Annotated in this window: 21 protein-coding genes and 1 pseudogene; 18 read left to right on the top strand and 4 right to left on the bottom strand. The window is 60.6% G+C overall.

Annotated elements, in window-relative coordinates; translation table 11 throughout:
- Positions 1-26: 26 nt before the first annotated feature.
- The 6 genes from ASU23_RS24715 to ASU23_RS24690 all read left to right on the top strand — a co-directional run bounded on the left by ASU23_RS24715 (position 27) and on the right by ASU23_RS24690 (position 5827).
- On the top strand, positions 27-1040 hold the full coding sequence (locus ASU23_RS24715; RefSeq protein ID WP_042452430.1) for an ABC transporter substrate-binding protein: 1014 nt from the start codon (positions 27-29) through the stop codon (positions 1038-1040).
- Positions 1041-1793 carry a trans-aconitate 2-methyltransferase gene (locus ASU23_RS24710; protein ID WP_058038897.1) on the top strand — a complete coding sequence of 251 codons (753 nt, stop codon included), beginning with the start codon at positions 1041-1043 and terminating at the stop codon, positions 1791-1793.
- Positions 1790-2830 carry an iron ABC transporter permease gene (locus tag ASU23_RS24705; RefSeq protein WP_042452436.1) on the top strand — a complete coding sequence of 347 codons (1041 nt, stop codon included), beginning with the start codon at positions 1790-1792 and terminating at the stop codon, positions 2828-2830. Before ASU23_RS24710 ends, ASU23_RS24705 begins: the two co-directional genes overlap by 4 nt.
- Positions 2827-3600, top strand: a complete 774-nt coding sequence (locus ASU23_RS24700) for an ABC transporter ATP-binding protein (protein WP_058038896.1) — start codon at positions 2827-2829, stop codon at positions 3598-3600. Before ASU23_RS24705 ends, ASU23_RS24700 begins: the two co-directional genes overlap by 4 nt.
- A 25-nt stretch (positions 3601-3625) precedes the next feature.
- A complete protein-coding gene (locus tag ASU23_RS24695) occupies positions 3626-4486 on the top strand; it encodes a hypothetical protein (RefSeq protein WP_058038895.1) in 861 nt (286 codons plus the stop codon).
- A 138-nt stretch (positions 4487-4624) separates the two neighbouring features.
- Positions 4625-5827, top strand: a complete 1203-nt coding sequence (locus ASU23_RS24690) for a CaiB/BaiF CoA-transferase family protein (RefSeq protein ID WP_058038894.1) — start codon at positions 4625-4627, stop codon at positions 5825-5827.
- Here ASU23_RS24690 and ASU23_RS24685 read toward each other — a convergent pair.
- Entirely contained in the window at positions 5785-6393 is a 609-nt protein-coding gene (locus tag ASU23_RS24685) for a TetR/AcrR family transcriptional regulator (RefSeq protein ID WP_007734687.1), read from the bottom strand. The two genes, ASU23_RS24690 and ASU23_RS24685, sit on opposite strands and share 43 nt — an antisense overlap.
- 115 nt (positions 6394-6508) lie before the next feature.
- Here ASU23_RS24685 and ASU23_RS24680 point away from each other — a divergent pair, with 115 nt between their 5' ends.
- The 6 genes from ASU23_RS24680 (at position 6509) to ASU23_RS24655 (ending at position 12748) form a co-directional block, all read left to right on the top strand.
- Positions 6509-8065, top strand: a complete 1557-nt coding sequence (locus tag ASU23_RS24680) for a long-chain fatty acid--CoA ligase (protein ID WP_058038893.1) — start codon at positions 6509-6511, stop codon at positions 8063-8065.
- 12 nt (positions 8066-8077) lie between these two features.
- A complete protein-coding gene (locus ASU23_RS24675) occupies positions 8078-9262 on the top strand; it encodes an acyl-CoA dehydrogenase family protein (RefSeq protein ID WP_007734683.1) in 1185 nt (394 codons plus the stop codon).
- 59 nt (positions 9263-9321) lie between these two features.
- Entirely contained in the window at positions 9322-9693 is a 372-nt protein-coding gene (locus ASU23_RS24670; RefSeq protein WP_081557457.1) for a YidH family protein, read from the top strand.
- On the top strand, positions 9690-10004 hold the full coding sequence (locus ASU23_RS24665; RefSeq protein ID WP_058038892.1) for a DUF202 domain-containing protein: 315 nt from the start codon (positions 9690-9692) through the stop codon (positions 10002-10004). The genes ASU23_RS24670 and ASU23_RS24665 overlap by 4 nt, the downstream gene beginning before the upstream one ends.
- A 132-nt stretch (positions 10005-10136) precedes the next feature.
- Positions 10137-11462 (top strand): MFS transporter, encoded by a 1326-nt coding sequence (locus ASU23_RS24660; protein WP_058038891.1) that lies wholly within the window; start codon positions 10137-10139, stop codon positions 11460-11462.
- A 74-nt stretch (positions 11463-11536) separates the two neighbouring features.
- Positions 11537-12748, top strand: a complete 1212-nt coding sequence (locus tag ASU23_RS24655) for a serine hydrolase (RefSeq protein WP_042452453.1) — start codon at positions 11537-11539, stop codon at positions 12746-12748.
- Between the two features lie 15 nt (positions 12749-12763).
- Here ASU23_RS24655 and ASU23_RS24650 read toward each other — a convergent pair whose 3' ends face one another.
- Positions 12764-14140, bottom strand: coding sequence for a wax ester/triacylglycerol synthase family O-acyltransferase (locus tag ASU23_RS24650; protein WP_003945789.1), 1377 nt, complete (start codon positions 14138-14140; stop codon positions 12764-12766).
- 369 nt (positions 14141-14509) lie between these two features.
- On the opposite strand from ASU23_RS24650, the gene ASU23_RS24640 reads away from it, so the two are divergent.
- From ASU23_RS24640 to ASU23_RS24630, 3 genes are all read left to right on the top strand, one after another.
- Positions 14510-15382 (top strand): hypothetical protein, encoded by an 873-nt coding sequence (locus ASU23_RS24640; RefSeq protein WP_058038890.1) that lies wholly within the window; start codon positions 14510-14512, stop codon positions 15380-15382.
- A gap of 70 nt (positions 15383-15452) precedes the next feature.
- Positions 15453-16241 carry a hypothetical protein gene (locus ASU23_RS24635; RefSeq protein WP_003945568.1) on the top strand — a complete coding sequence of 263 codons (789 nt, stop codon included), beginning with the start codon at positions 15453-15455 and terminating at the stop codon, positions 16239-16241.
- Positions 16242-16290: 49 nt separating this feature from the next.
- Entirely contained in the window at positions 16291-16905 is a 615-nt protein-coding gene (locus tag ASU23_RS24630; RefSeq protein ID WP_003945583.1) for a hypothetical protein, read from the top strand.
- A 125-nt stretch (positions 16906-17030) separates the two neighbouring features.
- Here the strand turns inward: ASU23_RS24630 and ASU23_RS35350 are convergent, their stop codons facing one another.
- Positions 17031-17489 carry a MarR family transcriptional regulator gene (locus ASU23_RS35350; protein ID WP_172827091.1) on the bottom strand — a complete coding sequence of 153 codons (459 nt, stop codon included), beginning with the start codon at positions 17487-17489 and terminating at the stop codon, positions 17031-17033.
- A gap of 62 nt (positions 17490-17551) precedes the next feature.
- On the opposite strand from ASU23_RS35350, the gene ASU23_RS24620 reads away from it, so the two are divergent.
- A complete protein-coding gene (locus ASU23_RS24620; protein ID WP_058038889.1) occupies positions 17552-18427 on the top strand; it encodes a haloalkane dehalogenase in 876 nt (291 codons plus the stop codon).
- Between the two features lie 168 nt (positions 18428-18595).
- The gene (locus ASU23_RS24615; protein ID WP_037132380.1) at positions 18596-19234 is read left to right on the top strand and encodes a PAS and ANTAR domain-containing protein; all 639 of its coding nucleotides are present in this window, start codon (positions 18596-18598) and stop codon (positions 19232-19234) included.
- A gap of 139 nt (positions 19235-19373) precedes the next feature.
- Here the strand turns inward: ASU23_RS24615 and ASU23_RS34345 are convergent, their stop codons facing one another.
- Complete coding sequence (locus ASU23_RS34345; protein WP_003945804.1) at positions 19374-19520, bottom strand: hypothetical protein; 147 nt, start codon at positions 19518-19520, stop codon at positions 19374-19376.
- A gap of 181 nt (positions 19521-19701) precedes the next feature.
- Between ASU23_RS34345 and ASU23_RS24610 the strand changes: the two are divergent.
- Positions 19702-19896: pseudogene (locus tag ASU23_RS24610) on the top strand (alcohol dehydrogenase catalytic domain-containing protein); the annotation flags it as partial.
- Between the last annotated feature and the right edge of the window lie 119 nt (positions 19897-20015).

Here is a 20015-nt window from a genome sequence, read left to right as displayed (position 1 = left end):
ACGAGCCCCTGCGAGAACGAGATTCCATGCGTCTGTCCAGACTTCGCCTACCCGCCGCCGCCGTCGCTGCCCTGTTGAGCGCGTCGTTGGTTGCCTGCTCCTCCGACGACAGTGCTGCCCGACAATCCAACTCTTCCGAACAATCGCGCGTGACAGTCCAGAACTGTGGCCGAGACGTCACGGTGGAGCGACCGATCGAACGGGCAATCGCGGTAAATCAACCTGCAGCAGAGATGCTGTTCGCGCTGGGAGTGCAGGACCGGATGGCCGGGTACGCCATGAGCGATGACGATGTCCTCCCAGAACTGCGCGAGGCGCGTGGTCAGGTCCAGGCGTTCGACACCGAGTTCCCGTCATTCGAAAGTGTCCTCGAACGCGAACCGGACATGGTCTACACGACGTTCAACTACACGTTCACCTCGGAGGGCATCGCCGACCGGATCAAGTTCACCGACCTCGGTGTCGCGACATATCAGTCACCCAGCGAGTGCACCGGTCAGGATGCCGAGCAGAGCAAGGCCCTCACGCTCGACGACTTGTACGACGAAATCGACGACGTGGCAACACTGTTCGATGCCAAGGACAAAGGTGTCGAGCTCACCGAGAGTTTGAAGGATCGCGCGGCCACCGCCACGGCGGCACTGGGAGCTGAGAACGTGACGCTGGCGTGGTGGTACGCAGCCACGAAGACTCCGTACTTCGCCGGGTGCTGCGGTGCACCGGGAATCATGACCGACGCGGTGGGTGCGAAGAACGCCTTCGACGACAACAAGCAGTATTGGCCCGAAATCGGTTGGGAGAGTGTGCTCGATCGAGACCCGACCGTGCTGGTGCTCGCAGATCTCGACCGCGGTGGAGACGGCGACAGTGCCGCAGACAAGATCGCGTTCCTCGAATCGGACCCGGTCGCCAGCAAGCTCACCGCAGTGAAGAACAAGCGTTACATCATCCTCGAAGGAACGACGATGGATCCCTCGATCCGCAATGTCGGTGGCATCGAACAGCTCTCCGACGGGCTGCGCCAGTTGGGTGTGGTCTAGATGTCCGCGGAGATCTGTGAACTGGTGCGTCGGTGGGACGACCAGCAGGCGGCATACATCGCCGACCGTGAGAAGCGCTTCGACGTGATTCTCGACGTTCTCGAATTGCAGCACGCGCACACCCCGTTCACGGTTGTCGACCTGGCCTGCGGGCCGGGTTCACTGAGCGCCCGAATTCTCGAGAAGTTCGAGCATGCGAGCGTTGTGGGGATCGACTACGACCCGATGCTGCTGGAGCTCGCCCACCAGTCGTCGACGCGTTTCGGTGACCGACTGCAGCTGATCGACGCAGATCTGGCGGGAGCCGATTGGCCGAATTCGGTGGCTGCGCCGGTTCAGGCGATAGTGTCGACAACCGCGCTGCACTGGTTGCAACCGCAGCAGCTCGTCGAGGTGTACCGGCAGTGCCGCGAACTGCTGAGTCCGGACGGAGTCCTGCTCAACGGTGATCACTTTCGTTTCGACAGCCGCTTCCCTGTCATCGGGCGATGGGCGAAGGCTCACGACGAGCAGACGCAACGCTCCGCCTTTGCTGCCGGTGCTCCCGAGTGGGAGAGCTGGTGGGAGGAGTTGCGGGCAACTCCCGGCATCGGACCAATGACCGACGAGCGAGAGCGCAGATTCGCCGGACGTGACGCCACTGCGCCCACGGCCGTCGACTTCCAGTTGGCGGCGCTCGCGCAAGCAGGTTTTCGGGAGTCAGGGACGGTCTGGCAGCTGTTCGACGACTACGTGGTCTACGGCGTGAGATGACGACAAGAGTTCGGCTGCGTGACAACCCGACGACCGTCACCCTGCTGTGGATGATCGGTGTTGTCACGCTGGCCGGATCGGCTGCCGTGGCAATCACGTTGGGGCCGGCCGGTCTGTCGGTCGGTGAGGTGGCTTCGATCGTCGTCGGCCATCTCGGCGGTACCGCGGCGGACGTCACCCCTATCCGTGACGGCATCGTCTGGGACCTCCGTCTGCCGCGTACCCTGCTCGCCGCGCTCTGCGGTGCCGGTCTCGGGTTGTGCGGTGCGATCATGCAGTCGCTGCTTCGCAATCCGCTGGCCGATCCGTTTGTCCTCGGTATCTCGTCCGGCGCCTCGACCGGTGCCGTACTGATCGTGATCCTCGGAGTCGGGTCGGGAGTGATCGGCCTGTCGAGCGGCGCCTTCATCGGCGCGGTGATCTCCTTCGCCCTTGTGTTGCTGCTCGCCCATGCGGCCGGCGGCACGCCGGATCGGGTGATCCTGGCCGGTGTCGCCGCGACCCAACTGTTCTCCGCGCTCACCTCGTTCATCGTCATCACCTCGGCCGATCCCGAGCAGACCCGCGGCGTGATGTTCTGGCTCCTGGGCTCACTCGGCGGCGCCGACTGGCTCGACGTCGCACTCTGCGCTGCGGTGGTCGCAGTCGGCCTCGTGGTCTGTCTGACTCACTCCCGCGCACTCGACGCCTTTGCCTTCGGCGAGGACGCGGCGTCGTCGCTGGGGGTGAACGTGTGGCGGGTGCGTGTGACCCTGTTGTTGGCAACAGCCTTGATGACCGCGGTGATCGTGAGCGTCGCAGGCGCCATCGGCTTCGTGGGCCTGGTCCTCCCGCACGCGGCGCGGGCTCTCGTCGGTTCGAACCACCGCCGACTCCTGCCTGCGTCCGCACTGATCGGCTCCATCTTCCTTGTCTGGGTCGACGCAGTAGCACGCACAGCCATTGCGCCGCAGGAACTCCCGGCCGGTGTGGTGACCGCGCTGGTCGGTGTGCCTGCGTTTGCCGTCATCCTCTGGAGACGGAAGGCCAGGCCATGACACTCGAAGCTGCCGGCGTCAGTTGGCGGGTCGGCGGGGCGCTCATAGTCGACGACCTCGACGTCTCGCCTACAACCGGAAGTACGGTGGGGCTTCTCGGCCCCAACGGTTCGGGGAAATCGACGCTGCTGAAACTGCTTGCCGGGCACAATCGTCCGACGTCCGGTGTCGTGACCCTGGACCGAACCCCGTTGTCCGACTGGAAACGCCGCGACGTCGCGCGTCGGATCGCGACCGTTGATCAGCACAGCAACACCGAGATCGATCTGACGGTCGCGGAGGTAGTCGAACTCGGACGCACACCGCACCGCGGACTGTGGGGTGGGCAGTCGGATTCCGATCGCGACGCCGTTCGGGCAGCGATCGAACACACCGACCTCGCCGGCATGCTGGACCGGTCGTGGCACACCCTGTCCGGCGGGGAGCGCCAACGCGTCCAGATCGCGCGCGCCCTCGCTCAGGAACCTCACGAGTTGCTACTCGACGAGCCGACCAATCACCTGGACATCAACCATCAACTCGAATTGCTCGCGCTCGTGCGACGCCTCCCCACCACCACGATCATGGCATTGCACGATCTGAATCTGGCCGCCATGTTCTGCGATTCGATAGTGATGCTGAACCGGGGATCCATCGTTGCCCACGGAAGCCCGACCGAGGTCCTCACCGCTGACCTGATAGCCGAGGTCTACCAGGTCGACGCCGAGGTTCGCCTGGACGGTCCCGGCGGAGTACCTACCGTGCGATACCTTCCGCCTTGCCACATGTAACCGTTCCGAGTGCCAATATGGATACGTGACCCTCGATGATGTCGCCAACGAACTGTACGGGCTCGACCCCGGCGAGTTCGTCGAGGCGCGTACACATCATGTGAAGGCCGCCCGGGAGGACAACGACCGCACATTGGCCGCGGAAATCGGCAAACTTCGGAAGCCGACCACCGTGGGGTGGTTGGTCAATCTCATCTCGCGCGATGCACCAGAGGATCTGGATGCACTTCTCGCGCTTGGCGAATCGCTACGCGACGCTCAACGCCATCTCTCGGGCCCGGACTTGCGACGGCTGACGACACAGAGGCAGCAGGTGGTGCGGAGTCTCGCCCACAAATCCGGTGAGATCGCGGCTTCACGGGGAAAAAGCGTCGGCGAGGATGCTTTACGTGATGTCGCGCAGACCCTCAATGCCGCTCTGGCCGATGAGGAGACTGCCGCGCAGGTTCGACTCGGACGGGTCGTGACCGCGGCGAGTTACAGCGGTTTCGGACCCGCCGGGCTCGCCGTGGTGAATGAGAAATCACCGCAGCACGCCGCGATTGAAGAGCCGACGACTCCGAAGTCGAAAACTCCGGAACTGAAGGCCGAACAAGCCAGAGCAAAAGCAGAATTGAAGGAAGCCACGGCGCAGGCCGACGAGATCCGCCGCCGGGTGAAGTCCGAGACCGCCGAACTCCAGGAAGCCAGAACGACGCTCTCCGACGTCGCACGGCGCGTTGAAGAACTGCGCACCGAACTCGAGCACGCTGAGCAGCAACGGCAGTTCGCACGGAACGCCGAGAAGACCAGTGACGCTGCGGTTCGAGAATCCGAGAAGGAACTCCGTGTTGCTGAGCGTCGCGTCGACAAAGCAGAACAAAACCTCGCCGCAATCAATTCGTAGACATCCTGTTCATTAATCGATAGTCTGCCAATTATCGATCAGGTTGATCATCCTGGGATCCAGCAGTTACGAACAATGCCGTGCCGATGAGGGTTTGGCGTTATCGGCTACTGCCTCGACAGTCTTCGGAGTGTGAACATGGACAGCGACAACACGTCGGAATGGAGTTTCTTACACGGCAAGCGCGTTCTCGACCTCTCTCGCCTTCTGCCCGGCCCGTTTGCGACGACGCTGCTCGCAGATCTGGGCGCCGACGTGGTCAAGGTCGAGAACCCGAAGCGACCTGATCCCACGCGGGCAGCTGGTGAACGGATGGCTTCGTTGAACAGGAACAAGCGATCGATCGCGCTCGATCTCCGTCTCGAATCCGATCGCGAGACGTTCCTTCGACTGGTCGAGACTGCAGATGCAGTGGTCGAGGGGTTCCGGCCACAGGTACTGGCAGGCATGGGACTCGGCTACGACGTACTTCGAAAAGCCAACCCACGCATCGTATTATGTTCGATCACCGGTTACGGGCAGTCCGGACCCTATGCCGACAAGCCGGGGCACGAATTGAACTTCCTCGGCCTTTCCGGCTTTTTCGCAGTTCCCGGGTGCACCGACGGAGTCGTCACCCGCCCTGGCATCCGGGCCGGTGATCTGGTGGGTTCGATGTACGCAGCACTGTCCATCTCGGTTGCTCTCGCCAGCGTGGACAAGCACGGACGCGGACAACACATAGACATTTCCCTCGCCGAGGCTGCAACCGCCTGGTGCGCGCCTTTCGCGCTCATGATCCGCGATATCGAGAACCCTACCGATTCACCGACCGTCCAGGGAGACAACGACATTTTCGAGACGTCCGACGGTTGCTTGCTTTCACTTGCCACTTTCGAAGACAAGTTCTGGATCGAGTTCCGAACAGCATTCAGCGCTGAGTTTCCGGCACTGAACACACTGCGCTACGACGATCGATGGACCCGAACACAGCACAAGGCAGAGTTGCGGGAACTCCTGGTCACCACCTTCGGTACGCACACATACGGGTGGTGGGAAAAATCGTTGACTGCGATCAATGCCCCGTGGGCGCCGGTGTTCACCGACGCCGGACAACTGATGAGCGATCCCCATGTCGTCGCTCGAAACCTGTTCAGCGAGGTCGCGACCGAAAACGGAGAAAGCTGGCCCCAGATGAGATTCCCGGCGCAATTCAGCTTGGGACTGAACAGTTTTCGACTTCCGACTCCGTACGTGGGCGAGCACACCGAGTCGGTTCTCGACGAAGCCGCCGCGGCAACGGCGAGACGTGACAGCGGCTATTCGGATTTCAATTCGCCGTCGAAACCCGAAGACCAGTAACGTCCCCGCAACGAAAGTTCGAGCAGCATCTCGGTGACTTCTTCCGGCGTCAGCGGTGGCGGGTCGGACTCGAGCCACCACTGCATGACCGCGATCTGTTCACCCACCCATGCCCGCGAGAGTACTTCGATGTCGATTCGCGGAGTAACCCCGAGCGCTTCTGCCCGTGCGGAAAATATCCGCACAGCGGCGACGCTGCGGTCTTCGACGAACTTTCGCAGCGCCTTGCCATCCCCCTCACCACGCAGGATCACACGGTAGACGTCACGTTCCTCAGCGGCATGCCTGAACATCTCGAGCACAGGCTTGCCGGTGAATCCGATCGAAGAGGCGGGAATGAGTGGACCGAGCCGCTCTTGCAGGTCATCGGCCAGATCGGACACGACTTGACCGAGCAAATCGTCTTTGTCGGTGTAGTGACTGTAGAACGTCGCCCGACCCAAATCTGCACGGTCCGTGATGTCTTCGACGGTGATCCCGGCATATCCCCGTTCCAGAACGAGCGAGACCAAGGCATCCCGCAGCAATCGTCGGGTACGCCGGACACGTCTGTCTTCTGGAGGCATTGGGTTCCCTTCCTTCGCACTGTTGTACGAAGCATAGTTCAACATTGACAGGACGATCGAATATAGACAGACTGTCCATTAACATTCGTGATGTCGATTTTCTCTGGAGCTGTCCATGAACCTCGGTACTTATCTCGCCCGAAGCGCCAGCTACTACCCCGATCTCGAAGCCCTTGTCTGCGGCGAAGGCCGGTGGACCTACAGCGAGCTCGATACGGCCGCAAACCGTCTCGCGTCCGCTCTCGCAGTGACCGGGACACGGCCCGGACACATGATCGGAACCTTTGCCGGAAACTGCGGGGAACTCGTAGTGACCGAAATGGCCTTGTACAAGGGAGGATTCGTCAGGGTGCCGATCAACGCACGACTGGGCGCCGACGAACTCGGGCATATCCTCGCCGACGCCGATGTGCGTGTCCTCTTCGTCGACCCCGCCCATGCCGTGATGGCGCTGAAGGTCGTCGCCGACGCAGGGCTGAACTGCAGGGTGATCGACTACAGCACTTCGACTCCCGGCGCGGACAGTTATCACGAACTGACGACAAGGGGCAGCGAAGACAACGTCGAGGTGGACGTCGACATTGACGCCCCGGCTGTCCTCAACTACACATCCGGGTCCACCGGCAAGCTCAAGGCTGCGGTCCAGAGTCACGGCAACCGCTTGGCGAACATGCGCAAGCGACTGATGAGCCCCGAAGGCGCGCCGACTGTTGGTGATCGCTACCTCGCCCCCGGCCCGATCACACACGCTTCCGGCATGGTGATGCTCGGAATGTTCGCCAGGGGCGCCGCAGTGGTGATCCTGCCGGCATGGGACACGAGGACGTTCCTGCAGACCATCGAACGTGAGCGGATCACCACCACCATGGTGGTCCCGACGATGCTCAACCTCCTGATGGACCATCCGGCGGTGACTGATACCGATTTGAGTTCGCTGCGCTGCATCGGGGTGGGTGCTGCGCCGGTTTCTCCACAACGCCTGCGTGACGCGGTGGCACTGTTCGGCCCCATCGTCATCCAGGGCTACGGACTCGGCGAAACAACCAGTGTCGTCACAGTTTTGACTGCCGACGACATCGTGCGTGGCATCGAATCCGACCCCGAACTGCTTCTCTCGTGTGGACGCCCCGTCTACGACACCGATGTTCGCGTGGTCGACGACAACGGCGTACAGGTCCCGGCCGGCGCGATCGGCGAGATCGTAGCCAGTGGTCCGGACTGTGTCCGCGAATACTTCCACGAACCCGAGCTGTCGGCTGAGACGTTCAGGAATGGCTGGGTCCACACGGGTGATGTCGGCTATTTCCGCGAAGACGGCTACCTGTTCATCGTCGACCGCAAGAAGGACATGATCATCTCGGGCGGATTCAACATCTACTGCAGCGAGGTGGAGGCCGCTTTGTACGAACATCCTGCCGTTTCCGAAGTCTGCGTAGTGGGAGTTCCCGATCCGAAGTGGGGCGAAGCAGTCAAGGCTGTTGTCGTGACCAGAGATGGAACTGACACCACCGCAATGGAATTGATCGCGCACTGCTCGACGCGTCTGGCAAGCATGAAGAAGCCACGTTCGGTCGACTTCGCAGATTCGTTGCCTGTCAACCGAAACGGCAAGATCGATCGCCGCGCGATTCGCGCGACCTACTGGACCACCGCTGACCGTCACGTCAACTGACAGGAAATAGACATGTCATTCGCTCTCACCCCTACCTACGAAGACAATCCAAGACTTCAATCGCTCGTCGAGCGTCTACGCGACTATCTCGACGGCGAACTAGCCGAGTACGAAGCCGAATTGGGTCTCACTCAAGAATCCCACTACATCCGTGAGACGCTCGAGCCAGTGTGGAGACGCAGCCGCGAACTCGGCTTCTACGGAATACACCTCCCCACTGAACTCGGCGGCCAGAACCTCACCTTTACCGAACTCGCCGCACTCAAAGAAGAGGTCGGTGCATCGCCGCGGGTCCTCGCGACGTCCGTGCTCGGAGACATGGGTGGCCCACTCCGCGCGGGATCGATCTTTCAATACGCCACCGAGCACCAGTTGGAAAAGTACTTGATTCCGGTGCTGCGAGGAGAGAAGGCGTGCTGCTTTTCTCTCACCGAGAACGACGCAGGTTCCGATGTTCGCGGCATGCTCACCACAGCTACCCCGGACGGTGCCGGATGGCGCCTGAACGGCCACAAGGTGTTCTCGTCCGCGGGCCCCTTCGCCGACTTTTCGGTACTGATCGCAAAGATGGCATCCGACGGCGACGGACCGGATTCGTACTCGGCCTTCCTGGTCGACTTGGATTCTCCTGGCTGCACAGTGGCGGACGGTGACGTCCCGATGTCCGGTCAGCACATCGAAGCGGACATCATCCTCGACGGCTGCTACGTGGGGCCGGAACAGCTTCTCGGAAATGTGGGCGAAGGCTTGAGAATCGGACTCGGTCGAGTCACAGTCAACCGGTTGTTGCACTGCCCCACCGTCCTCGGCGGAGCCCGCCGAGCACTGGAATTGTCGTTGGAGTACAGCAAGACTCGCCAGGTGCAGGGCGCTCCTCTTGCGATGTTGCAGTCCATCCAACACAAACTCGCCGACATGGCGACCGACTACTACGCTGCGCGCTCGATGACCTACGACGCACTCGCCACACTCGATGCCGGTGGGAGTCCGCGTACCGAAGCATTCATGTGCAAGCTGTTCGTTGCCGAGAAGGCCTTCACCATCGCCGACCACGCAGTTCAGATTCACGGAAAAGCCGGGGTCATCCGTGGTTCGGAGGTCGAATCACTGTTCCAGCGGTTGAGGATGTTCCGAATCCTCACCGGCTCCTCCGAGATTCAGAAGAACGGAATCGCGCGTCAATTACTCACCACCTGAAGATCATTCAAGGACAGTCGTATCCAATTTCGCGCCCGCCAGGTCGTCATACGCTCGACGTGACGGCCTGGCGGGCACTCGACATTTCGGAGGCAATCACCGTGATCGATCACGAACCGGACTACAGATTCAGTCTTGCGAACGAACGAACATTTCTGGCTTGGATACGAACTGCGTTGGGGTTGTTGGCAGGCGGCGTCGCAGTCGGTCAGTTCTACGTATCCGAAAACGACAACAATATGTACAAAATGCTCGGAGTCGTGTGCACCGTCGTGGCGTCGGCTGTAGCGCTCGGCGCGCTCAGACACTGGAAGGCCGTCCAAACCGCGATGAGGCGTGATCTTCCCTTACCCACGTCACCGATGATCGCGCTTCTCGTCGGCGGGGTGTGTGTCGTTGCGGGTCTCGGCGTAGGGATGACCGTGTTGTGACGAAAAACGAGCCGCCCGGACTGCAACCCGAGCGAACCGTGCTCGCCTGGCGACGAACTGCCCTCTCCTCTGTGACTGTGTCAGTGATCATCGGTCGCGAAATCGCTTTGCATCCGTCCGTTCTACGAATCGCAGTGTTCGCCACGCTCATCATTACGACTGCCGGAGTCATCGTGGGCACGACAATCCGTCATCGTCGACTTAGTCTGGACGACAAGGATTCTCGAGAAATACCGTTCATTGTCATGGCGACTTTGGCCGTAGGCGTCACGGTTGCGGGACTCGGCACCTACACTGTCATCCAACTTTGAACAAAGAGATAGACAGTATGTCTATTTATGTATATTGTCTCCATTAATGCTCACTGTGACTCAGTGCACAGTCGACCGCCGAGCGCTGCCCACCGCGCCCAAGCAATCATCGGCATTTTTCGAGAGGGAACAATGACCACAGAACTTGCGGCACCTACTCAGTTTCCACGCAGTCGGCGAGGTAAGAACCTCGCACTCCTGACCGGCTCCACGGCAATGGACAACGCCGAAAGCAGCGTGACGTCCGTGCTCTTCCCTCTCATGCGCGAGGCCATGGGATTGTCATCGGCGGCGCTCGGCACGATCGTTGCAGTGGCCAAGGCCGTCGGGGTCTTCACGGCAATCCCCTGGGCGTTCCTTGCCCGACGATATTCTCGTAAGTCGGTACTTGCCATCTGTTCAGGGTTCTGGGGTGTCTGGGTAATCCTGGCCGGATTTTCCGGCAGTTTCACTCAGTTTCTCGTCCTCTATGCGATCGGCGCCGCAGGTTTCGCCGGCGCCGGCTCGATTGCATTGTCCATCCTCGGAGATCTGTACGAGGACGCCCGGAGGGGCCGCGCAACGGGATTGGTATACGGCGGCGTCGCCGTCATCACCGGCGCGACCGCCCCGATATTCGGGCTTTTGTCTCGCTTCGAAGATGGATGGCGCTACGGATACATCATCACCGGTGCAATCTGCATCGCCATCGGTGTGCTTGTCATGCTTTTCCTCGACGATCCTGAATCCGGCGATGCGCCCGCACAGACGACCACCGACGATCTCGGCTCCAAAGCAAGATTCTGGCGCGAAGGGATACGAGAGCTACTCGCTATCAAGACATTCCGATACCTACTCGTACAACGCGCATTCTCGGGCCAGAACGTCATCATGAGCTTCAGCATCGTATTTCTCGTCGAGGAGCACGGATTCACGACCGCAACTGCTTCGATCATCGCACCGCCCTTCGCAATCGGGTACCTGCTCGGCACGTTCGTCGGCGGACGAGTCAACGACGCCGTACACGTCAAACGACCCCGAAACGGCCGCATCATCATGCTTCAGGCCAGCCAACTCGGATTCGCGGCCGCAGCACTGATCGCTACGCAGATTTCCTGGAACAGCATCGGCGCCTACGCGGTCTTGTTCGGGATCGTCGGCGTCCTTCAAGGTCAGGTCCCAGTGGTCAATCGGCCGATTATCATGGCCGTAGTTCGTCCGGAACTGCGAGCCCTGGCCTTTGCCGTCTCCGTCTCGACAGTCGAAGCGCTGGCCTACGCCGGATACGCTGTCTTGGTCGGAACTCTCGGCGACAGAATCGGATTGCAAGGCGCGCTCTTCATCGTCACCGTAGTGCTGACCACCGTCAACGGGGTCGCTTCAGGCGCACTGTATCGCCCCTACGCCCGCGACAGTGCGGCCCTACTCTCCGGGCCATCCGCCAACCCCCTACATGAACAGAATGCGCTTCGGCACTAGGCAATTCAGTTCATCAACTACGAACGCGGCAATCAACACTCCAACTCGGCAATCAAGACGGAAGTAGACCTCAGATGGCACAAAACATCGCAACGGATGACATCCCCTGGGCGCGCGGATTCACCGACCCGGCCGACGTGCGCCAACAAGCCACAACCATACGAGAGATGGTTGCGACTCGCCGTGTGTGGCGCGGCGACGGACCCAAATGGACCCTCCCGACCGACTACACGGATCTGTCCGGTGTCACGTTGAACCTTCCGGATCAGCCGAAGCAGACGGTGTCCGAGTTCCTCGCGGGTGCGCACAGTGACGGTATCGCAGTGCTACATCGGGGACGCATCGTGTACGAGAGTTACTTGCACGGTTGCAAACCGCACGAACCGCACCTCAATGCATCGATGGCGAAATCCTACGTCGGTTTGATGGCTGCACTGGTCGAAGCACAAGGATTGTTCGACCGCGACGATCGGGCGTCGAAATTCATTCCCGAGTTGGCAGGAACTGCGTTCGGAGACAATCGGATTCAGGACCTTCTTCACATGGGCACTGATGTAACGTACGGCGGTCGGCCGTTCCATCGCACCATCGAAGCCAGCCGTTTCTGGGCCGTAGTCGCCCCGAAGCTGCGCCCCATGAATTACCGCGGCCCGGAGACCATTCTCGAGCACCTCGCCACGGCACGTACTGCGGGCCCGACCGGCATCGAATTCCGCTACGAGAACGGCAATGTCGAGACTGTCGGAGAAATACTGCGCCGCGTGACCGGAACTTCACTCGCCGAACTACTCAGTGAGCTGGTCTGGTCAAGAATCGGAGCCGAAGAAGATGCGTTCTACATAGTCGACTCCGCTGGAACGGAAATGGCGGCGGGCGGATTCAGTGCGACCCTTCGAGACGTGGCCAGAGTGGGTGAGATGATTCGTTGTGACGGTGCCGTCGAGGATCGTCAGGTGATCCCACCGCACATCGCGCGATCGATGACCGCGGGAGTGCCCGCAGGCTATCCGTCGGAGGTCAGAAGCCCCCGTGCCCCTGTCGATGCCCCCGCGACGATGAGCTACCACGACTACTGGTGGATCCTCAATGATCCGTTCGGATCGTTCATGGCAAGCGGAATCCATGGCCAGAGGCTCTTGATCTCACGCGACCTGGAGTTTGTGGTCGCGCATTTCGGAGCCCACATCCTTTCGCCTGCAATCGACACCCCGAACTTCGTACCCGCGTTCCTTCAGATCGGCACTCACTTGGTATCGAACGCTCGCGGAGCGGTCCCCGTCAGCTGAGGTTTCCTCACGCATTCAACCTGCGGCGGCTTCGAGCTCACTCAAGGATTCCTCGAGATGGCCGAGGAGCCGCTGCAAGTGCGGAACATTGCGGCGGCAGCCGACGAGCCCGAACTGCATGGTGTCCGCGTAGCCGATGACGGTGATGTTCATCGCCTGCCCGTCCAACGGAATCGATGCCGGGTAACAGCTCTCGAGTTTCGCGCCATTCCAATAGCGCGTCGTTGTCGGGCCGGGGACGTTGGAAATCACTAGATTGAAGACTGGACGCCCAGTGATCAGTCGGGATGAACCAGGGATCAGCGGCAGCCCGAGACCCGCGACGTTCAATGCACTGAGCGCCGTGATCTGCAGGGGCGTCAGGCCCGACATCAGGGACTTGGCGCTACTCATCGAGTCGTGAACTCTCTGAAGTCGGGCCGCCGGATCTGCCAATTCGGTTGCCAGATCACACAACACCGCACCTACGGCATTGCCGGAAGCCTCACCCTCTTCGCCTTTGCGAAGGGATACCGGCACCATCGCGATCAACGGTTTGTCCGGCAACTCGTCCAGTTCGATCAGGTATCGCCGTAGCGCACCCGCGCACATTGCCAACACCGCATCGTTGAGCGTCACGTCTGCAACGCAGCTGACCTTGCGCAGGCGCTCGATCGGCCACGACTGCGCGGCGACACGCCTCGCTCCGGTGATCGGGACGTTGAAGATCGATTTCGGGGCAGCAAACGGCAACGGTGCGACGTGGTCCTTCACTGCCGAGGCAGCGGCGTTCACTATCGCAGGGCCGACCCCGACCACATCTTGCACGGTCTCGATCACGGAGCCCACCCGCCTCTGCAGGTCCAGCCCGCGACCGGCACGAACCCGCCCCGAAGAAGGTCGTTGCGCCCATGGAGGCATCGAATGTCGATCGTGCGGATCCGACGAGAGGCTGCGGTACCACGCCTGAACAGCAGACACACCATCCATGAGCGCGTGGTGCGTCTTCATGTACACGGCAACTCGGCCGTCGGCGAGACCTTCGATCACGTACGCCTCCCACAGCGGCCGATGCCGATCGAGCAGCGTGCCGTGGAGCATGGAGGTCAGCTCGAGCAACTCACGGACTCGACCCGGCTTGGGCAGCGCGAGCAACCGGACGTGATACTCGAGATCGACGTCTGCGTCCTCCGTCCAACGCACCGGCGCGAAGTTCGACAAGAACTGCACCGGCTTGCGGCGAAAGAGTGGCCGAATCGAGTCGACGTCGGTGAGCGAACGGTAGAGCGACCTGGCAAATTCGCCGTCGTCCCCTTCCGGCGGAACGAAAAGCGACAGGCCACCGACGTGCATGGGATGCTCCCGTGACTCCATCAGTAGGAACATCGAGTCGAGCGGCAGCATCAGCGTCATGGCGATCCGTTCTCTCGGGCAGCTGCCCGGAGTACCGATCAGCCGCTGTTCGACAAAGTTACTCGCCCTGACTTCCCTCATTGGCGACTCCGACAAAACATTGCCCCCTCGATTTCGACAGGAGTCCGATATTCCCGTCGACGAACGCCTTTTCGGGTCGAAGCACCTCACAGCGATTCGCGGGTGAATGACGAGACACAGAGCACTGCAACAAATTTCAATCCTCACAGCCACAAGTAGTAGCGGAGGCGATCGCAGTAATACTTTTGTCGGAATTGTCTCAAATTGTCTGTACATCCAAGTCACACGTGACTACCGTCACTCATCATCACAATCCCGACTGGTCGGTTGTACCCAAAGGAGAAATACATGTCCCGACGTTCGACGTCGCGTGGGCTTTTCGGCGCACTCGCCACCGCAACTGTGTTCACCACCGCCGCTGCGGTGGGAAGCTTGTCAGCAAGCCTTGCAGGAGCCGCCCCGGCAGCGGAGATCCCCTTCGGCGGTTGGGATTCATGTCCGATCGACAATCCCGAGACCAGCACCTGTATGGACGTCACGGTCACCGGCGGAAACATGAAGATCGGCAAGCTTTCCGTAAACATTCCCGCCGGGGCGATGCGCATCGCAGGCGGAGTTGCATACAGGGAGAATCCAGAGGCTGAATTCGGATTCGACCAAGTATTCATCCCACCCAACGACAACAGTCGGGGGATCTACGCCAAACCCATCGACATCCCCGGGGGCGCACTCGGAATCGACCTGCCATTCAACAATCTCTTCGGACTGAACAAGGCTTCGGCCACCGTAGAGTCGACGTCTGCACTCCCCACCGTGGACGCATTTCAGCTTGGTGTGAAGCTACCCGTCAAACTGAAGATCGCGAACCCTCTCCTCGGCGGCAAATGCTACCTGGGCTCGGACAACAACCCCGTCCAACTCAACTTGGATGTGACCGAATACGGTGTCCTCGAAGAGGTTCCAGGTTTCCCGGACACTGCCGTCGTTCGAAACACCGGGCACACCGGACAGCCCTTCGCGGTCCCGACAGCTTCCGGGTGTGGCCCGTTCGGCGTTCTGAATCCAATCGTCAACTGGCGCGCCGGGCTTCCCTCGTCCACCACGTCCAACTCCCTCGCCACGACGAGTGACGTCTACAACATCGGTGCCGACAGCCTCAGGCCCCAGCCGGCCGGCTCACCCGAACCCGCTGCCGTCGTTGCCGAACGTAGTGCCAACTAGCAATCCAACCCACTGCCACAGAACCTTCATCGACGACAGATTGCCACCTCGAAACGGAGTTCACTTGTCCATGCGCACAATACGATTCAGAGCCGCGCTCGCCGTCGTCGCAGCGGGAGTCCTCACTCTCGGGGCGGTGTCAACCGCGACGGCGGCCCCGCTGCCCAATGCGCCGTTCGGGGGCTGGGGAAAGTGCCCGATAGCCAATCCGGAGACAAGCACCTGTGTCGATGTCGTCGTCAAAGGCGGCGAAATGAACATCAACGGGCTCAAAGTACCGATTCCTTCCGGCTCGTTGAATATCGCCGGCGGTGTCGCCTATCGCGAGAACCCCGACGCAGAATTCGGGTTCGACCAGATCTTCATTCCTCCCACTGACGGCACCAAAGGCGTCTATTCCACCCCCATCGAGGTACCAGGAGGAATCTTCGGGCTCGGTATACCGTTCCCCGGCGGCTTGACCACCATCAAGGCAACAGTCGAACCGGTCGCGTTGCCAACAGTCGACGCATTCCAACTCGGTGTCACACTTCCGGCAAGATTGAAGATCTCCAACCCCTTGCTGGGCGGCAACTGCTATCTGGGTTCTGCGAGCAACCCGATCATGTTCAAACTCGGAGTGTCCGAAAATGGTGTCCTGGAGGAAGTTCCAGGATTTCCGGATACCGCCGCCGTCAGAAACGTGACGCACGCCGACCAGACGTTCGCGGTACCGGGCGCATCTGGATGTGGACTGTTCGGCGCATTGAATTGGGCAGTCAATCTTCGCGCCAACGTTCCGTCTTCGAGTGGTCACAACTCGTTGACCACCACAAGCGATGTGTTCAACATCGGCGCCGACAGCCTGCGGACGCAGTAGAGCAAGCACCGGCGACTCACGAAGTATCACCGACAACAAGGAGATATCGATGTCCCATGCAGTTCGCCGCACCACCATCGTCACAGCTGCCGCCGCAGCCGCGATTGCGGTCGCAGCCGGCACCGCTCTGGCTTCGACCGTCGTCACTCCAGCGGGTCAAGCCGTGACTGCTTCGAGCAGCAATCTCAGTATCAAGACAGGAACGATCACACTTACCTGCTCCAGTACGACGGGCTCCGGGACCATCCCATCCGCGCCGGGTAATTCCAACACCGGCACCGGCGGAGTCAACGTCAATATCGGCACCCCCAGCCTGACCGGGTGCAAGGCTAACGGCCTACCCGCTGTGGTCACGACCTCCGGCTCCTGGCTATTGAACGTATCGGCAGACACCGGATCGGCTCAGGGATCCCTGGTCATTCCTGCAGGAGGCGCAGTCGTCACGATGCCCGGATCAACATGCACAGTCACCGTCGGGGCCAGCACTGTCGGACCGCTGCCATTCGATATTCCCAACCAGCGCGTCGTGGCAAGCAACACCGGCACCGTGAACTACACACGCACCGGCACCGGACCCGTCTGCCCCGCCGCAGCCACTGGGACGGCAACAATGTCGGGCACACTGCAGTTCGCATCAGCCACACCGATCAACGTGACACCGTGACGATCGACAGCTAGACAATAGGGCTCGTTGGGGGATCGACGCTTCCGTCGCTCCCCCAACGAACGTCTTGTGGACCGGGTCCGCACACGATCGCCTTCGGTTGCGCCACGAAGCGGACCGGCGCATTATCCATCTCCTGCTTCGGTGGCGTCGAGTAACGCGTCAAGGGCGCGGTGGAGCTCGGCGAGTTCCCGCCCTCCGGTTTTCGTCAGCACTTCCGTATTCTTTGCATCCAATTGGCGGACAATGTCTTTAGCGAGCTCTATGACTCGTTTGCCCTCGTCACTGAGATCGAGGCGAACGGCTCGCGCATCGCGACTATCGCGTTCACTGACAACAAACCCGCTCTTCTCCAACGCTCGCACGAGCTTGGATATGTAGATTCGCTGCAATCCTGTGTGCGCTGAGAGTTCTCGCTGACTCGGCCTCTCCCCCGCACTCACCAGACCATGCAGAGACGCGAGCACTGAATACTGGGCGTGAGTCAACCCCAGGTGCGCGATCGCTCGGTCAACCCCCGCCCGCCAGCGCAAGCCAAGGTGCCACACCAGCGACCCTGTCGTCCATGTTTCTCGATCTTGCATACAAATAGAATACATGGCTACTATCTCAATTAGAGTATATGGAAACTATTTGAGGAGTCGCAATGCCCACAATTCCCGTGCTCGACTCGACCATGGCCTACCGCTCGCGCGGTGAAGGACCACCCTTCGTACTCATCCACGGAAACCCCACATCCTCGCACTTGTGGCGAAACATCCTGCCGCAGATAGGAAATCTGGGCCGTGCACTTGCCCCTGACCTCATCGGAATGGGGCGGTCAGGCAAACCGCCAATCAACTACGGCTTCCTCGACACCGCCCGCTACCTCGACGCCTGGTTCGACCAGATGGAACTCGACGACGTCGTACTCGTCGGACACGACTGGGGCGGGGCACTTGCACTGGACTGGGCTGCCCGCCACCCCGATCGCGTCCGAGGTGTGGCCTTCTTCGAAACGATCCTTCGTCCGATGACCTGGGACGAACACTTCCCGGGAGAGGCACGGGCACGGGTGGAAGCTCTGAGGGACTCCGACACAGGAGAGACGAAGGTACTCGACGAGAACTTCTTTCTCGAAATAGCGCTTCACAGAACGGTTCTCGGTGAAATGACCGAAACCGATGCCGAGGCCTATCGCTCCCCTTATCCGTCACGAGAGAGTCGCCGACCCCTTCTCGAGTGGCCACGATCCTTCCCCATCGAAGGAACTCCCGGTGACGTGAATTCACGTGTGGCGGCGTACAGCGATTGGCTCGCAGAAAGCACCGACGTACCCAAACTTCTTCTCACCTTCAGCGGCCCCGCAGAACTTCTCATGATCGGACCTGACGAAGTCACGTGGAGCCGATCGAATATCGCAAATCTCGAGGTGGAACAGTGCGGTCCCGCAGGACATCTCGCCCCCGAGGATCAGCCTGCGGCCATCGCGGCGGCGATCACCGAATGGACACAGCGGCAACACTGTTTCAACCGCGAGTGACGTGGGACTGTCGCCAAGTACTCTGAGGGCCGGTTTCCCCGACCCATGCGGTAGCGATCCAGACGATGCTCCGAAATATGGGACCGACACCACCTCCGCCGGATTTGTCCGATATAACTAACTGGCGAGTACGCCGGTTGGGACGAGGTCGAGAACGAGGGGGCGTGTGTGGTGAACGAGGACGGGTTGGGGCGAACGTCAGGATCGGGGGCTCCACACCGGGTGGGCGGCTTTCTCTATCACCGCAACGGCGATCGGTGGGAGTGGTCGGACGAAGTTGCACGGATTCACGGATACGAACCCGACCAAGTAGCTCCGACGACAGAATTGATGCTCTCGCACAAGCATCCCGACGACCGAAGACACGTTGCTCAAACACTGCACGCCATCCGCACTTCAGGCGGACCGTTCAGCAGCCGCCACCGCATCATCGACACTGCAGGGGACACTCACTCGGTAATCGTCGTCGGCGACAGCGTCGTGGACGAGTCGGGTGCCGTGGTCGGCAGCTCAGGCTTCTACATCGACGTCACCGAAACCCTCGACAGTACGGTGAAAGCGTCTGTCGACGTGCTGGTCAACGAAATCACCGCTTCTCGCGGAGTAATCGAGCAAGCCAAAGGCATGCTCATGGTGATCTACGGCATTTCGGCCGATCGCGCCTTCGACATCCTCGTGTGGCGTTCTCAAGAGACCAACGTGAAACTCCGGGATGTTGCCGAACAGTTGATAGTTCGAACGCTTGACGACTTCCGGGTCCCGACACTACTGCGGACCCGATTCGATCACGTGCTGTTACAGGGTTGAATGACAACAGGGTTGAGGGATCTGCTTAAGGCGGTTCCCGTGGCTGGCTGCTCAACCTCGAAGAACCTCGCCCGCATTGATTCCGGGACGGTCCGATGCGGCCTATCCCCGTTGTTACCCAACGCGGAGTAAAAGGAAACTACTCGTCGTCAGACTTCTCGTCGGAGGTCTCCTCGACCAGTTCAGGCGCCTGTTCTCGCGTTGCCATTCCGCCGTCGCCGCCCTTGTCCACGGGTCCTGGGTGCCCGCCCTTGGGCGACTGGTCGTTGTCGTCTTTGTCGGTCATGCGATCGTCCTCATCATCTCGTCGTCTCGGTCCTGGAGCCGGCGCAAAGAGACCGGGACCCAGCTCCATCTCAATCTAACGCGCTCAGGACTTCTCGCAACCCTCACCGATTTTGTTTGCATTTCAGTGCTTTCGGGCAGGTGACTGCGAACAGCATTTCCACGATGAGAGGTCGATCCCAGTGCGCGCAGTGACTTGGCAAGGCAAACGGAAAGTAAGCGTCGATACGGTTCCGGACCCGAAGATCGTCGAACCCACCGACGCAATCATCAAGGTCACCACGACGAATATCTGCGGATCCGATCTGCACCTGTACGAGACTCTGGGTGCGTTCATGAATGCCGGCGACATTCTCGGCCATGAACCGATGGGAATCGGGCCTTGACCCCGCGGGTTGGACACGCTTGATCCTGGTCTCAGACCAGGGAAAGCGAGAAGATCTAACCCGATGGCAAAGAAAAATTACTCCGAAGAGTTCCGCCGCGACGCAGTCGA

The sequence above is a fragment of the Rhodococcus sp. KB6 genome, assembly GCF_001445685.1.
GTDB lineage: Bacteria > Actinomycetota > Actinomycetes > Mycobacteriales > Mycobacteriaceae > Rhodococcus_F > Rhodococcus_F qingshengii.
This window is presented reverse-complemented; position numbering and strand designations above follow the sequence as displayed.

Coding starts and splice junctions, on each gene's coding strand:
- ASU23_RS24660 (WP_058038891.1), top strand. CDS start 10,137: ATGACCACAGAACTTGCGGCACCTACTCAGTTTCCACGCAGTCGGCGA.
- ASU23_RS24690 (WP_058038894.1), top strand. CDS start 4,625: ATGGACAGCGACAACACGTCGGAATGGAGTTTCTTACACGGCAAGCGC.
- ASU23_RS24630 (WP_003945583.1), top strand. CDS start 16,291: ATGTCCCATGCAGTTCGCCGCACCACCATCGTCACAGCTGCCGCCGCA.
- ASU23_RS24620 (WP_058038889.1), top strand. CDS start 17,552: ATGCCCACAATTCCCGTGCTCGACTCGACCATGGCCTACCGCTCGCGC.
- ASU23_RS24715 (WP_042452430.1), top strand. CDS start 27: ATGCGTCTGTCCAGACTTCGCCTACCCGCCGCCGCCGTCGCTGCCCTG.
- ASU23_RS24650 (WP_003945789.1), bottom strand. CDS start 14,140: ATGACGCTGATGCTGCCGCTCGACTCGATGTTCCTACTGATGGAGTCA.
- ASU23_RS34345 (WP_003945804.1), bottom strand. CDS start 19,520: ATGACCGACAAAGACGACAACGACCAGTCGCCCAAGGGCGGGCACCCA.
- ASU23_RS24705 (WP_042452436.1), top strand. CDS start 1,790: ATGACGACAAGAGTTCGGCTGCGTGACAACCCGACGACCGTCACCCTG.
- ASU23_RS24685 (WP_007734687.1), bottom strand. CDS start 6,393: ATGCCTCCAGAAGACAGACGTGTCCGGCGTACCCGACGATTGCTGCGG.
- ASU23_RS24700 (WP_058038896.1), top strand. CDS start 2,827: ATGACACTCGAAGCTGCCGGCGTCAGTTGGCGGGTCGGCGGGGCGCTC.
- ASU23_RS24710 (WP_058038897.1), top strand. CDS start 1,041: ATGTCCGCGGAGATCTGTGAACTGGTGCGTCGGTGGGACGACCAGCAG.
- ASU23_RS24655 (WP_042452453.1), top strand. CDS start 11,537: ATGGCACAAAACATCGCAACGGATGACATCCCCTGGGCGCGCGGATTC.
- ASU23_RS24675 (WP_007734683.1), top strand. CDS start 8,078: ATGTCATTCGCTCTCACCCCTACCTACGAAGACAATCCAAGACTTCAA.
- ASU23_RS24680 (WP_058038893.1), top strand. CDS start 6,509: ATGAACCTCGGTACTTATCTCGCCCGAAGCGCCAGCTACTACCCCGAT.
- ASU23_RS35350 (WP_172827091.1), bottom strand. CDS start 17,489: ATGCAAGATCGAGAAACATGGACGACAGGGTCGCTGGTGTGGCACCTT.
- ASU23_RS24640 (WP_058038890.1), top strand. CDS start 14,510: ATGTCCCGACGTTCGACGTCGCGTGGGCTTTTCGGCGCACTCGCCACC.
- ASU23_RS24635 (WP_003945568.1), top strand. CDS start 15,453: ATGCGCACAATACGATTCAGAGCCGCGCTCGCCGTCGTCGCAGCGGGA.